Annotated in this window: 12 protein-coding genes and 1 tRNA gene; 10 read left to right on the top strand and 3 right to left on the bottom strand. The window is 58.1% G+C overall.

Features of this window, described 5'->3' with window-relative positions:
• Positions 1-76: 76 nt before the first annotated feature.
• The 7 genes from UB90_RS11570 to UB90_RS11540 all read left to right on the top strand — a co-directional run bounded on the left by UB90_RS11570 (position 77) and on the right by UB90_RS11540 (position 7,783).
• Complete coding sequence (locus UB90_RS11570; RefSeq protein ID WP_039982854.1) at positions 77-517, top strand: TrgA family protein; 441 nt, start codon at positions 77-79, stop codon at positions 515-517.
• Positions 518-785: 268 nt separating this feature from the next.
• Positions 786-1,820, top strand: coding sequence for a cysteine synthase A (locus tag UB90_RS11565; RefSeq protein WP_065326096.1), 1,035 nt, complete (start codon positions 786-788; stop codon positions 1,818-1,820).
• A 5-nt stretch (positions 1,821-1,825) separates the two neighbouring features.
• Positions 1,826-4,336 (top strand): DUF3772 domain-containing protein, encoded by a 2,511-nt coding sequence (locus UB90_RS11560; protein WP_065325888.1) that lies wholly within the window; start codon positions 1,826-1,828, stop codon positions 4,334-4,336.
• Positions 4,337-4,574: 238 nt separating this feature from the next.
• Positions 4,575-4,664: transfer RNA gene (locus UB90_RS11555), tRNA-Ser, on the top strand.
• A 232-nt stretch (positions 4,665-4,896) separates the two neighbouring features.
• Positions 4,897-5,724, top strand: coding sequence for an inositol monophosphatase family protein (locus UB90_RS11550; RefSeq protein WP_065325887.1), 828 nt, complete (start codon positions 4,897-4,899; stop codon positions 5,722-5,724).
• Positions 5,725-5,787: 63 nt separating this feature from the next.
• The gene (locus UB90_RS11545) at positions 5,788-6,591 is read left to right on the top strand and encodes an enoyl-CoA hydratase (protein ID WP_065325886.1); all 804 of its coding nucleotides are present in this window, start codon (positions 5,788-5,790) and stop codon (positions 6,589-6,591) included.
• Between the two features lie 526 nt (positions 6,592-7,117).
• Positions 7,118-7,783: a Hint domain-containing protein gene (locus tag UB90_RS11540; RefSeq protein ID WP_065325885.1), complete on the top strand. Its 666-nt coding sequence runs from the start codon at positions 7,118-7,120 to the stop codon at positions 7,781-7,783.
• 15 nt (positions 7,784-7,798) lie between these two features.
• Here UB90_RS11540 and UB90_RS11535 read toward each other — a convergent pair whose 3' ends face one another.
• The 3 genes from UB90_RS11535 to UB90_RS11525 form a co-directional block, all read right to left on the bottom strand.
• Positions 7,799-8,422: a nucleotidyltransferase family protein gene (locus UB90_RS11535; protein WP_065325884.1), complete on the bottom strand. Its 624-nt coding sequence runs from the start codon at positions 8,420-8,422 to the stop codon at positions 7,799-7,801.
• A gap of 65 nt (positions 8,423-8,487) precedes the next feature.
• A complete protein-coding gene (aroB, locus tag UB90_RS11530; RefSeq protein WP_065325883.1) occupies positions 8,488-9,609 on the bottom strand; it encodes a 3-dehydroquinate synthase in 1,122 nt (373 codons plus the stop codon).
• Positions 9,609-10,199, bottom strand: coding sequence for a shikimate kinase (locus tag UB90_RS11525; RefSeq protein WP_009177015.1), 591 nt, complete (start codon positions 10,197-10,199; stop codon positions 9,609-9,611). The genes aroB and UB90_RS11525 overlap by 1 nt, the downstream gene beginning before the upstream one ends.
• A gap of 222 nt (positions 10,200-10,421) precedes the next feature.
• On the opposite strand from UB90_RS11525, the gene UB90_RS11520 reads away from it, so the two are divergent.
• From UB90_RS11520 to UB90_RS11510, 3 genes are all read left to right on the top strand, one after another.
• Positions 10,422-11,954 (top strand): hypothetical protein, encoded by a 1,533-nt coding sequence (locus UB90_RS11520; RefSeq protein WP_065331972.1) that lies wholly within the window; start codon positions 10,422-10,424, stop codon positions 11,952-11,954.
• 3 nt (positions 11,955-11,957) lie between these two features.
• A complete protein-coding gene (locus UB90_RS11515; RefSeq protein ID WP_065325881.1) occupies positions 11,958-12,911 on the top strand; it encodes a site-specific tyrosine recombinase XerD in 954 nt (317 codons plus the stop codon).
• Between the two features lie 79 nt (positions 12,912-12,990).
• Entirely contained in the window at positions 12,991-14,304 is a 1,314-nt protein-coding gene (locus tag UB90_RS11510; protein WP_005638837.1) for an HlyC/CorC family transporter, read from the top strand.
• Positions 14,305-14,426 lie beyond the last annotated feature (122 nt).

Here is a 14,426-nt window from a genome sequence, read left to right as displayed (position 1 = left end):
GGGTTTGCGCTGGATTTGTGGCTCAGCTGCGCTTAGCCTTACGGGCAATCGAGCAGACATCAGGAAAATCAAATCCATGCCTACCGCCGCACACCTCGTGGCCTCTGTTGCCCTCGCTCTATTGGCGTTCGTCGTTTCAGGGCAAATCATGCCTTTGATGCCCGAGTCCACAGATTTTGGCTATTTTACCCATGTAAATGTAGGGCTCGCTCTGGTGGCCGGGTGGAAAGTGATGGGACGGCGCGCCGGGCGCGGTTTCGTTCCGGGCATCAACAACGGCCTGACCGGGATGGCGGTCTTGGTGATTTGGGCTTTGATCATTCAGGGCGCAGTTGAGATGTTTCGCCTTGCGAAGCGGAATATCTACGACGGACCGTTTGAAGCACTGGCTGCGATATTTACCATCGCACTTGAGTATTTCTTTGTGATGGCCGTTCCGACCGTTCTCGTCACTTTGGTTGTTGGCGGAACATTGGTGGGGCTGGTGACCGAGTTTGCCAGTAAACGCTGGAAGTGAAACACCTGCCAGACTGATGTGATGTCGTGAAAACATCGCAACTCCGCAGGTAAGTCAGCGCGTTCTTTGAATTCATTCCATTGATGGACAATGTACCGCTTGGGGCGGTCTTCAGATGATGGTTTTGCGGTGGCGCACGCCGCGATGGAACCGTCTTCGCGCGCAAAAGGTCGAAGACATCGCAAAGGCTTGCCTGTCGCTGCTGACGACCCTTGTGATCGTGCGTGCCCCCGGCTACATCAAAAGGGAACGAGCGAAAGGGAATTTCATGCGCATTGCACGCGATCTGGCCGATGCTGTCGGTCATACCCCTCTGATCCGACTGAACAAAGTCAGCGAAGAAACCGGCTGCGAAATTCTTGGCAAGGCGGAGTTTCTGAACCCCGGCCAATCCGTCAAGGATCGCGCTGCGCTCTATATTATCAAGGACGCTATCGCCCGTGGTGATTTGAAACCCGGCGGCACCATTGTTGAAGGTACGGCGGGCAACACCGGTATCGGACTGGCGCTGGTCGGGGCCTCGATGGGGTTCAAGACGGTGATTGTGATCCCGGAAACCCAGTCTGAAGAAAAGAAAGACATGCTGCGTCTGGCGGGCGCGCAATTGGTACAGGTGCCCGCAGCACCCTATAAAAATCCGAACAATTATGTTCGTTATTCGGAACGTTTGGCATATGAGCTTGCGAAAACCGAACCAAATGGGGCCATTTGGGCAAACCAGTTCGACAATATCGCCAACCGTCAGGCGCATGTAGAAACCACTGGTCCTGAGATCTGGGAACAGACAGGTGGCAAGGTCGATGGCTTTATTTGTGCGGTTGGCTCTGGCGGCACGCTTGCCGGTATCGCCGAGGCGCTGCAGCCCAAGGGCGTGAAGATCGGCCTTGCGGATCCTAACGGCGCGGCCCTCTATTCTTACTACACCTCAGGCGAGCTGAAATCCGAAGGCTCCTCCATCACCGAGGGAATCGGTCAGGGGCGCATCACCAAGAACCTTGAAGGGTTGAAGCCGGACTTCAATTACCAGATCCCTGATGCAGAGGCGCTGCCTTATGTCTTTGATCTGCTGCACGATGAAGGCTTGGTTCTGGGGGGCTCGTCCGGCATCAATATCGCCGGTGCGGTGCGTCTGGCGAAAGAAATGGGACCAGGTCACACCATCGTCACGGTGCTGTGTGACTATGGCACCCGCTATCAATCCAAGCTCTTTAACCCCGAATTCCTAAAGGACAAGGGCCTGCCAGTTCCGGACTGGATGACCCATACCCCGGCATCTATTCCGGGCGTGTTCGAGGACGTCTGAACCCAATGACTAACTTTAGAACGTTTCTTCAGGTCGGCCTTCTATGGCTGACCTGTTTTCTTGTGCCACTTGCGGCCGCTGCGCAAACCGATGGTGATCAAACGCGCCTGACCGAAGCGCGCGATCTGGCTCAAACCGTGGCGTCCGGCGAATTGGGCGAATACTACGACGCGTGGCAGCGCACCGCTGATCGGGCGGAGCGGGTGCTGGATGCCCGTCGCGCGTCAAACGGCGCGCTGGAGGCGCTGCGGGTCGAGTTGACCGAATACCGCCAGCAGTTTCTGGATGCCGGAAACCAGAATGCAGACCGGTTAAAGACGTTGCGGGCGCAGATTGATGCGCTCGGGCCTGCTCCGGATGACAGCGGCAGCGAGCCAGAAAATATCGCCAAACTGCGCCAAGAGCTTCAGTCACAGCTAGCAACACTGAGCGCGCCTCAGGTCTTGGCTGATCTGGGTTACAGCCGGGCGCAGGGGCTGATCACCGAGATTGACAAGCTGATCCGGGAGCGTGCCACACGCACGCTGTTGGAACGCGTCCCGATGCCGTTGAACCCTGAAAACTGGCCAGCGGCTCTTGCAGATACCGCAAAAGTACTGGGCGCGTTTTGGCATGAGACCGTAGGGCTTCTCTCGAACCCTGCGACGCGGGAGAGCATTCGCAGCCGTTTGCCCGTGATCCTTCTGCTAACAGCGGGCGCTCTGCTGTTGCTGGGCCGTGGCCGCCATTGGGCGCGGCGGGCCGGGAGTTACCTGCGCGAGTTGGGATGGCGCGGCACCGGGGTGTGGCGCTTTATCGTATCTCTTCTGCAGGTCCTGTTGCCCTATGTCGGGACGGTGCTGCTGGTCAGGGCCATTGACCTGTCGGGAGTCCTTGGCGTGCGCGGTACGCTGTTGTTGGACGATGTCCCGCTTTGGTCCCTGATCCTGTTTGCCTCTCACTGGTTGGGGGAACGGCTTTATGTCTATGAAATCACCAATGAGTTGATCCCGTTTGAGCCGCGCTTTCAGCGGCAGGTCCGGGTTATCCTTGTGTCGCTGGCGCTGGTGCTGGTGATGCAGTTGATGCTGGACCGGCTCGATACGATTGAGAATTTTGCAGATGGCACCTATGCGGTCCTGAGTTGGCCGCTCATCCTGCTGGCTTCGCTGCTCTTGGTTCGGTTGAACCGCATCCGCGTGCGTCAACGCCGTCAGGAGGAACGTGATAACGGCAGTGACGATGACGAAGGCGCAATCGCTGCCGGTGCAAGCCGGGCGATGTCGCTGTTGCGTCGCGTGGTGTTTGTTTTGGCACTCATCGCGCCTGTTTTAGGCGCGCTGGGGTATATTAATGCCGCAATCGCAATCGTTTATCCGGTGATCCTGACGCTTGCGCTGGTCACGACCCTGATGATTTTGCAGCGTTTCCTATCCGATATCTACGGATGGGTGACGCGCAACAGCCAAGGGGCAGAGGATTCGCTGTTTGCGGTAATGACCGGCTTTGTGCTGGCTCTGGTCTCGCTGCCGTTCTTTGCGCTGATCTGGGGCGCGCGGACCTCTGATCTCACCGAGCTTTGGTCGCGCTTCCTTGAGGGCTTTGACATCGGGGATACCAAGATTTCTCCGACGATCTTCCTGACTTTTGTGGTGATCTTTGCGGGCGGCTATGTGCTGACGCGGCTCCTGCAAGGCAGCCTGCGCTCGTCACTCTTGCCAAAAACCAAGATCGACCCCGGCGGGCAGAACGCCATTGTGTCGGGTGTCGGCTATATCGGGATATTCCTGTCGGCGTTGATCGCGGTGTCGACCGCAGGGCTGGATCTGTCTTCGCTGGCGATTGTGGCTGGTGCGCTATCCGTCGGTATCGGTTTTGGCCTGCAGACCATCGTGTCGAACTTTGTGTCGGGCATCATTTTGTTGATCGAGCGCCCGGTTTCCAAAGGGGACTGGATCGAAGTGGGCGGTCTCATGGGCTATGTGCGCGATATCTCTGTGCGTTCCACCCGGATTGAGACCTTCGACCGCACCGATGTGATTGTTCCGAACTCGGATCTGATTTCGGGCACAGTGACCAATTACACCCGTGGCAATACCGTGGGGCGGGTGATTGTGCCTGTCGGGGTGGCCTATGGCACCAACCCTCGCAAGGTTGAGGAGATCCTCTCCGAAGTGGCGAAATCGCATCCGATGGTGCTGATGAACCCACCGCCATCGGTGGTGTTTCAGGGCTTTGGCGCAGATAGTCTTGATTTCGAGATCCGGGCGATCCTGCGGGATGTAAACTGGGTGCTCTCGGTGAAATCCGATATGAACTACGAGATCGCCAAACGGTTCGATGAAGAAGGGATCGAGATCCCATTCGCACAGCGCGATATCTGGATTCGAAATCCCGAGGCGCTGCAGTCCGGCACATCTGCGCCGGAGATAAAGACCACGCCTTCATCCCCGGTATCAGAGCCACAGACGTCAGCGCCGCCAAAGCCGGATCTCGCCGATCTGTCGCCCGACGAAGATGGGGACGCGGACCGGTAGGATCACAGAACCGATGCGCAAAATAACGCCGCTGCCGGGATCTCCTGCAGCGGCGTTTTTTTATCTGAAGCGGAGCGGGGAGCCGCAAACTTCGCTGCGCGAACTACTCCGGAAACCAGATAATTAACTCCATCTTCACAAATACTTAGGGTGAAATGGATGGATTGGAAAAAAACTGAACTTTTTCTTAGAAAGCCTATTGCAATCCCCTCCGTAATGCATCAAAAGTCGCCTCCACGGAGAGGTGGCCGAGTGGTCGAAGGCGCACGCCTGGAAAGTGTGTAGGCGGGAAACCGTCTCCAGGGTTCGAATCCCTGTCTCTCCGCCATAACCCCAAAATGACTGTGTCGTGAGTTTGATCGTGTGATCAGGCTAGTTGCCTTAGCCTTGGCGCGTTGCGCTGTGGTGGCATAAGTCCACCTTGAGAAATTGGATTTTGATGCACGCCTCTTGGCTGAAGTGTCGTCAAAACTTCATAGAAGTCCGCATTCTTGGGCGTGAACTTCTCTGCGTGAGGCGCTAGGACCATTGCATCGACACCTACAGAAGGCACAGGTCGCATGCGGTTGGATCACGACATTGAAAACGCTCTTATTTCCATGGTCAGAGATGCTGCGCGCATCGAGATCATGCCGCGCTTTCGCAATCTGTCTGCTGGGGCGATCACCGCGAAATCGTCGTCAATCGATTTGGTGACCGTTGCCGATGTCGCCGCAGAAGAACATGTAACCCGCGCGTTGCAGACAATTCTTCCGGGCGCGGTTGTTATTGGCGAAGAAGCGGTGTCAGCAGATCCTGCCATTCTGGATCAGGTCGCAGACGCTGAGGTTGCTGTGATCGTCGACCCGATTGATGGCACTTGGAACTATGCGCATGGGCTTTCCACCTTTGGCGTCATTCTTGCAGTGACGGTGCGCGGTAAAACCGTTTTTGGCCTCCTTTATGACCCGGTGAATGATGACTGGGTTCAGGCCAGCTTAGGGGGCGGCGCGTGGATGGCGTCTCCCGGCCTTGATCCGCGCCGTCTGCACGTTGCACCCCAGCGCGCCTTTAGCGAGGCGAATGGATTTGTACCGCACTTCATGTTTGCCAAAGACGAACAACTGGCAGTGGTCCAAGGGATGGCGCAGGCAAAGCGCGTGACATCCTTGTTCTGTTCTTGCCATGAATACCGAATGATGGCGCAAGGGCATGTGGATTTCGTTCAGACCGAAGGGCTGAACTGCTGGGATCATGCTGCAGGCGTGTTGGCCGCGTTGGAAGCGGGGGGGCATGCGCAACTCTCTGATGGTCGTGATTATGCGCCTGAACTCACCCAAGGGTATCTGACGGTCGCCACCGGTCAGCAGATGCGCGATGAGGTCATATCGGAGCTTGGCCTGCGTTAACCCTGTCTCTTGGCGGCGGCAGTTGCCTGTTCTAGGCTCCACCCGGCGATAGGGAGGAGTGCCATGTCAGAGGATAATCAATTGATCACCCGGCAGGATGACGCAGGTGTTGCGCGCCTGACGCTCAATCAGCCGCGTAGTATCAATGCCCTTTCCGAGGCGATGCTGCTGGCGCTGCAATCGATGCTTGATGACATCGCCAAGGACCGCAGTGTGCGTGTGGTGATCCTCTCCGGGGCGGGGGATCACTTTTGCGCCGGTCATAACCTCAAGGAAATGACTGCGGCGCGTGAGCAGGGCGATGGTGGCTTTGACTATTTTCAGGCGCTGTTTGCCACGTGCTCGCGGATGATGCAGACCATTGTGGAGCTGCCGCAGCCAGTGATTGCCGAAGTTTCAGGCATCGCAACCGCAGCGGGCTGCCAACTGGTTGCAACCTGTGATCTGGCGGTCGCCGCTGAAGATGCCCGTTTTGCAACATCCGGTGTCACCATTGGCTTGTTCTGTTCTACGCCAATGGTCGCGCTCACCCGCAACCTGTCTCGTAAACATGCTATGGAAATGCTGTTGCTTGGAGAGTTTATCTCCGCGCAGCGGGCGGCTGAGTTGGGGCTCGTCAATCGGGTTGTACCACTGGCAGACCTCAGCCGAGAAACCATGGATCTGGCCCGCCGCATCGCCGATAAATCTCTGGCAGCGATCAAGATCGGGAAAACGGCGTTTTATGAGCAAGCACAGATGTCTTTGTCGGAGGCCTATGCCTACGCAGGGCGGGCCATGGCCGAAAACATGATGGCGCGCGATGCCGAGGCAGGGATCGGGGCGTTTATCTCAAAATCTCCGATGCCGGACTGGACAGGCGAGTGATCCTGAACCGCGCTGGTTTTCACCGTCAAATGTGATGCCCTCGACGCGCGGATCACAAAGATGCGATGATTCGGGCGTGTTTTTCGTATGGGTAAGAAACAGAATCGGGCATGGTGCGAGATTTCCAGCACACCGGGCAACAATCGATTTTATCGAATTGAGCATGCGTTGAATGCATCAGATACCGATGCCGGTTCGGCGCAAGTTTCGGAACCGGAAACAAATGATCTGTCACGGGCGCACTCATTGTCGCTTTGCGCGAATTAGGCGCAAATTTTAGCCAAATTTAGTGGATCAGCCGAGATCAATGCCGCAAAGCGGTGGTTTTACGGAAACAATGGAAGAGAAGTACACTCACCTAATTCGTGGCTGCTCTATGCTTGTGGAGGGCGGGCACTGGCGTTTCGGCTAGGTGCACTGCGTCAGCTCCGGTATGTCTTTGGAACCTTGCCACAGCCATGAATGATGGCGGGCGAGGGGGAACGGGGGCAAACCCCGACCTAACGACAGTGAAGGAGACCGCAGCATGGCCAAATCACACGACAACGGGCCGAAAAGGCCGTCGTCTGGGGGGCATAATTCGGCTCAGGGCTGCGAACGGGTCACTCCCTGCTTTACCCCCGGCACACTTATTGCAACGCCGCGTGGCGAACGCCTTGTGGAAAACCTGCGGGTTGGGGATCGGGTTATTACCCGCGACAATGGCATTCAGGAAATCCGCTGGTTTGGCCACAACGCTATGGGGCAAGAAGATCTGTCACATGCGGCGCATCTGCAGCCAATCCTGATCCGTCAGGGGGCCTTGGGCAACGGTCTCCCAGAGCGCGATATGATGGTCAGTCCCAACCACCGTGTGTTGGTCGCCAACGACAAAACCGCGCTCTATTTTGAGGATCGTGAGGTTTTGGTGGCGGCGAAACATCTGACCGGCCTGACTGGGATCGATGCGATTGTGACCACGGCGGTGACCTATATCCACTTCATGTTCAATCAACACGAGGTGGTGCTGTCTGATGGTGCGTGGACCGAGAGTTTCCAGCCGGTAGACCAATCGCTGCGTGGGTTGGACAACGCGCAGCGCAACGAGATTTTCGAACTCTTCCCAGAGCTTCGCACACAGGAGGGGCAAAAAGCCTATCCCTCTGCGCGCCGTGAGCTGAAAGAACGCGAAGCGCGGATGTTGCTGCACTAGTTTTGCATCGTGGCGCTAGCGATTTTGGTCCGCGCGCCACGCCGCCCAATCCTCGGGCGTATCCAGATCCGTCAGCGCGTGGCGGTCGGGCAGGGGGATGTGCCTCACTGATTCTCCCCTCAAAAGCGCCTTGGCACCGTTGTCGCCTGTCAGGGTTTTGAGTGCGTGAAAACAGCGCCGTGGAAACAGGACCGGATGACCGGGGTGAGGCTGGCCGTGATCGTCCACACTGCTCGCGCGCAGGATCGTGCCGTCCGGTCCATCAAACTGATCCGCGAGCGTTCGAAAATCTGCGGTGGTGATCTCCGGCATGTCTGCGGGCAGGATCATAACACCCGCCGTCCGATCAGGAAGATTTGCGATCCCCGCGCGGATTGACGCGCTCATGCCCTGGTCTGCGTCGGGGACTGGGATCAGTTTTGCCCCGTGAAGGGCACCTGCGCGCGGATGATCCAGGTCGGGTAGAGTCACAAAAAGAGAAAACCCGGTTGCCCGTGCTTGCTGCGCCAAATGCGCAATGAGCGGCTGACCTGAGACGGGTTCCATCAGCTTATCGCCCCCCCGCATACGTGTCGAAGCACCCGCAGCAAGCAGCAAGATCACAAGATTTGCATCATCAGATGTGGGGTTGAGTGTCATGGGCGACCTTGTTCTGACGGTAACCCTATCCGCAAGGCGTCCTGACACTCAATGGATAGTGAGACCTAAGCGGGTTGACTCTGGGCCAGCGCCTCTTGCAGGACCTCCAGCACCTTATCCTGTGGCACATCGGCGGTCACAAAAGCCTCACCAATGCCGCGCGCGAGGATAAAGCGCAGCTGGCCGTCAACCACTTTCTTGTCCTGCCCCATCAGTCGGAGCAATTCTTCGGCCGGGGGCAGATCGCCAGGGATATCGGCCAGATCGGTTTTCATCCCCATGGCTTTGAGGTGCGCACGTACACGGCTGGGGTCTTCTTGGCTGCACAGCCCGAGACGAGCCGAAAGCTCAAACGCCAATGCGCAGCCGATGGCTACGCCCTCGCCATGTAACAGGCGGTCGCTATACCCGGTTGCCGCTTCGAGCGCGTGGCAGAAGGTATGCCCGAGGTTCAGCAGCGCCCGGTCGCCTTGCTCGGTTTCGTCACGGGCCACGATGTCGGCTTTCATCTGGACGGATCGCGCCACCGCTTCGACCCGCAGCGCCATGTCGCCCGCCGCCATGGCGGGCGCGTTGACCTCTAGCCAGTCAAAAAACGCGGCATCTCCCAGCAACCCGTATTTCACCACCTCGCCGTAACCTGCGAGAAAGTCACGCTCCGTGAGCGTGCCGAGGATCGCAGTATCTGCAAGCACCAAGGTGGGCTGATGAAACGCACCAATCAGGTTTTTACCTTGCGGGGCGTTAATGCCGGTTTTGCCACCGACGGAGCTGTCGACCTGCGCCAGCAACGATGTAGGGATCTGCACAAAACGCACACCCCGGCGCAGGACAGATGCCGCAAACCCTGCAAGATCACCGATGACGCCGCCACCAAAGGCGATGACAATATCGCCGCGCTCAACCCGTTTTTCCAACAACCACTCAACCGCGCGCGTAAATTGCGGCCAGCCTTTGGTGGCTTCGCCCGCGGGCAGGGCGAGCGCTTCCATTTCGATGCCTTCGGCGGCAAGCCCTGCGCGCAAAGCCTCAAGATGGAGTGCGGCCACGGTTTCATCCGTCAGCACCGCTACTTTTTTGCGGCTCACAAAGGGCGCAATCCGCTTGCCGGCTTCGGCCACCAGATCCGGTCCGATCACCACGTCATAGGCGCGCGCACCAAGAGGGACATGAACGATCTGTTCCATCAGTTAAACTCCAGTACATCGGGACGGGCGCGCAGTGCCTCGAGCACCCGGTCCACCATATTGTCGATCGAAACTTGCCCGTCGGAGATCACCTTGAGGTCCGCCTGCGCATAGATCGGCACCCGCGCGTGATAAAGATCCGAGAGCGATTTGTATGGATCGGGGGACCGGAGCAGCGGACGTGTGTCGCGACCTTTGACGCGCTTCCACAGCACATCAAGGTCAGCTTGCAGACAGACGGACACACCAGCTTCTGACATCACTGTTCGGTTTCGCTCCGCCAGAAAGGCACCGCCACCGGTCGACAGGACACCGCACTCCTCTTTCAGAAGACGGGTGATGACCTGATGTTCCTTTTCGCGAAAAAACGGCTCACCATCGCGGGCGAATATCTCGGGGATCGACATATTGGCGGCGGCTTCGATCTCGTGATCGCTGTCGAGAAACGGAACATCCAGCCGCGCAGCCAAAGCCCGCCCTACGGCGGTTTTCCCGGCACCCATCATCCCCACCAGCACAATGGTCTTCTTCAATTTTCCCGGCGCGCAACTTTCTGCCGTCGCATCGGTGATTTGGTGATTTTCGCTCATTCTTCTGTGAATGACGTGATATTGGCAAAAAGGCCATATATAAAACTCTCAAAACACACAAAGAAGCAGGCTCCGGGACCCCCATGGCACGTTTAATAAAATACTTGGCTATCCTCATCCTATTGGCGGCAATCGCGTTGATTGCATATGCCTACGTAGGGCCTTGGTTCGGTGCGGATTTCTCAGCACCCTCCGAGGAGGTGCGCAAGCCTGTGGTGCTCAATGCCGACTAAGACCGTCTCGCTGGCTCTTGGCGCATTTCTGCTGACGGCGACATCTGCGCTGGCGCGAGAACCGCTGGCTGCGATTGATTGGCTGAATACCGCTCCTCCGGTTGCCAATATTCCGCCGACACTCTTGCAAGAGCCGCCCGTGGCGCAGAGCGCGCATGGCCCCGATATCACCGTAACCCCGCTGGAGCGATTGTTGCCGCCGGTGGGGTTGGTGCCTGAGGCCAGAACGGGACTGCCGATCACCCTCTGGCAGGGCAGTCCTGCGGATCAATTGGCCGCTCTTATCCGGGATGTTCCGGTCTATGACCTGCCCGCGATGCAGTCCCTGCTGATGACGCTGTTGCTTACGGAAGCGCGGCCGCCGTTTCGCGATGATGACCAGATCTTGCTGGCGCGGCTGGACCGGCTGCGTGAATTGGGAGCGACGGAACCCGTGCAGGCCTTGGTACAAGAGGCCGGGCCCACCCAAAGCCCCGCGCGGTTTGATCGGTGGTTTGATGCGACACTGCTAAATGGCGATGAAGAGCGCAGCTGCGCGGCACTTACGGCTGATCCTTATTTGATGCAGGATTATTCCGCGCGCATTTTCTGTGCCGCGCGCCGGGGAGATTGGCCGACCGCAGCCCTGATGCTGGAGACAGCCGATGCGCTGTCCCTCATTGGCAAACAGGATATGGCGATTCTGGATCGCTTCCTTAATCCCGACATCTACGAAGGGATGCCACCACTGCCGCTACCAGCGAGCCCCACGCCGCTGGAGTTTCGCATGTTCGAAGCGATTGGCGAGCCGATGCCCACAACAATGCTGCCCCGTGCCTTTGCAAGTGCGGACCTGCGTGACATCGCGGGATGGAAAGCACAGCTTGAGGGCGCAGAGCGTCTGACCCGCAGTCGCGCGATGAACCCAAACCAACTGCTTGGCCTGTTTACGGACCGCAAACCTGCTGCTTCTGGTGGGATTTGGGACCGCGTCGAAGCGGTGCAGCGATTTGATACCGCGCTGAATACCCAAAGCGCGGAAGCCGTGCGGAAAACCTTACCTGCATTCTGGTCTGCGGCGCAGGCTGCGGGGCTTGAGATGGCGATGGCCGATCTCTTTGCGCCGCGCTTGGCTAAGATCAAACTTGATGGGAAAGCAGCCGTGATTGCATGGCGCTTGCGTCTGTTGTCGTCAGAGTATGAAAGCGCCGCCGCAACGCCACCGGATCAAACCCGCCAGAGCCGTTTCCTCGCCACGCTTGCGAAGGGAGAGCCTGCATCGGATCTCGCGGCGAGCCCGCAGGAAAAGGCGATTGTGCGTGGGTTTGCGCAAGAGAGTGAAATGCCCGCCGCGCAAAAGCTGTTGTTGGATCAGGGACGGTTGGGAGAGGCCATTTTGGTCACCATGAAGAGTTTCAGCCACGGGGCGGATGGCAATCTGGAAGCGGCTGCCTTGTCGCTTGCGGCGTTCAGGCTGATGGGGCTTGAAGACATCGCGCGCCGGGCTGCCCTGCAACTGTTGCTGTTGCCGCGAGGAAGCTGACAGATGCGCGCGCCTGACGATGATCTGCAGTGGATTTCGACCTTTCTGGATGCGCAGGCCGCTGAACTTGGTGCGGCACATAATACGCTGCTCGCCTATGGGCGCGACCTGCGCAATGTCACAGCTTGGATGGCACATAAAGGCACGTCATTTGCGCAGATGCAGCAGAGTGATATTGAGGCCTACCTGATCTCTTGCGATGCCGAGGGTCTTAGCCGCGCCACGCGCGCCCGCCGCTTGTCTGCGATCAAACAGATCTATCGTTTCGCTTTTGAAGAAGGGTGGCGGCAAGACAACCCGGCACTGCAGATCAAAGGGCCGGGGAGGGAGAAATCACTGCCAAAGACCCTTGATGAGAATGAGGTCGACAGGCTGCTTGGGGCCGCGCGCACGGTGGGCCGGACCGAGGCCGACAGGCTGCGAAACACCTGCCTGATGGAACTGCTCTATGCCACAGGCATGCGGGTGAGCGAGTTGGTCTCCTTGCCCGTCTCCGCAGCACGCGGTGATCCCAATATGCTGTTGATCCTCGGCAAGGGCGGCAAGGAACGGATGGTGCCGCTGTCACCGCCTGCACGTATGGCGCTTAGCACATGGATTGAGGTGCGCGACGCAGTTGAAGACAAGCGAGAAGGGCAGGGGCATAAGCCCTCTCGGTTCCTGTTTCCATCGCGCAGCAAGGAAGGCCATCTGACCCGCCACCGGTTCTACTTGCTGATCAAGGAACTTGCGGTCGCGGGAGGCGTCTCACCGGAAAAGGTAACGCCGCATACTTTACGCCACGCCTTCGCCACGCATCTGTTGCAAAACGGCGCAGATCTGCGGGCGATCCAAGCGCTTTTGGGGCATGCGGATATCGCCACCACCGAGATTTACACCCATGTGCTGGACGCGCGGCTGGCTGAACTGGTGCATCGGCATCATCCGCTTGCAACAAAAGACGACGATTCCCAGTGAATTAGAGGCCTGCGCCGCTTGAACCACAGCGCCTGGCACCCCATAACCACAGAAATCCCACGCTTATCAGGACCCAATAATGGACAGCGCTGCTACCGTACTTGACACTTCCTTCTGGATCACTGCCGGCGGCATTGTTCTGTTGCTGGTGCTTTCCGGGTTCTTTTCGGGGTCAGAAACCGCGCTGACGGCGGCCTCGCGCGGCAAGCTGCGCAGTCAGGCCGACAAGGGATCGCGCGGTGCCGAGGTGGCGTTGGAAGTCACCGAGGACAATGAGAGACTGATTGGCTCGGTTCTCTTGGGCAATAACCTCGTGAACATTCTCGCAGCGTCGCTTGCCACGTCTCTGTTTACCAAGATATTTGGCGAAAGCGGCGTGGCGCTGGCGACATTGGTCATGACCCTTCTGGTGTTGATTTTCGCTGAGGTTCTGCCCAAGACCTACGCTATCACCAACTCTGAGAAAGCAGCTGCCGCTGTTGCGCCGATCATTGCGACGCTTGTAAAAATTCTGGCACCCATCGTGGGGGCTGTGCGGTTCTTTGTGCGAGGTGTGCTGCGGATATTTGGTGTTCAGATCGACCCGGACAGCCACATCATGGCAGTGCGTGAGGAAATTGTCGGCGCGCTTCAGATCGGCCACTCCGAAGGGGTGGTTGAGAAAGAAGACCGCGACCGTATTCTGGGGGCGCTCGATCTCTCTGACCGCTTCGTCGAAGAGATCATGCTGCATCGCTCCAAGATTGAGATGATTGATGCCGAGGCAGACCCCGAAGCCATTTTGGAGCAATGTCTGACCTCCTCGCACACACGGTTGCCGCTGTTTCGCAAGGATCAGGAAAACATTATCGGTGTTGTGCACGCTAAGGATCTGTTGCGTCAGATGTATGCCAAAATCGGCGGTCCCGATGGGGATGCCTCGGCGCTGCGCGATTTTCAGATCGCTGAGGTGTGCAAACCCCCTTATTTCGTTCCAGAGACCACCACGCTTGATGATCAGATGCGCCAATTCTTGCGGATGCGGACGCATTTTGCGCTGGTGGTGGATGAGTACGGCTCATTGCAGGGTCTGATCACGCTTGAGGATATCCTCGAAGAGATCGTTGGCGAAATCACGGATGAATTTGACCCGGCGGAACAGAGTTTTGCGCGCAAGACCGGGGACGGCAACTTCATTGTTGAAGGTGCCACCACCATACGCGACCTGAACCGGGCGATGGAGTGGAACCTGCCAGACCTTGAAGCGAACACGGTGGCGGGTCTTGTTATTCACGAGGCGCAGATGATCCCGACCGTGGGGCAAGTGTTCTCTTTCCACGGCTTCCGTTTCGAGGTCACGGCGCGAGAGGGCAATCGCGTGACCGGTCTGAAAATCCGCCCCCTGAACAGCTAACAAGCAATTCGCACCGATCTCTGTAGAGGTGTTTCGCTTCGGGTAAAGCCCGAAGCGACCAGCGCCGCGCGCCCCTTCGGGGCGCGCGGCGCTTGGCCCAACCGGAACGGCTATCCCGACAG

It is taken from the genome of Tritonibacter mobilis, from assembly GCF_001681715.1.
Taxonomy (GTDB): domain Bacteria; phylum Pseudomonadota; class Alphaproteobacteria; order Rhodobacterales; family Rhodobacteraceae; genus Epibacterium; species Epibacterium mobile.
This window is presented reverse-complemented; position numbering and strand designations above follow the sequence as displayed.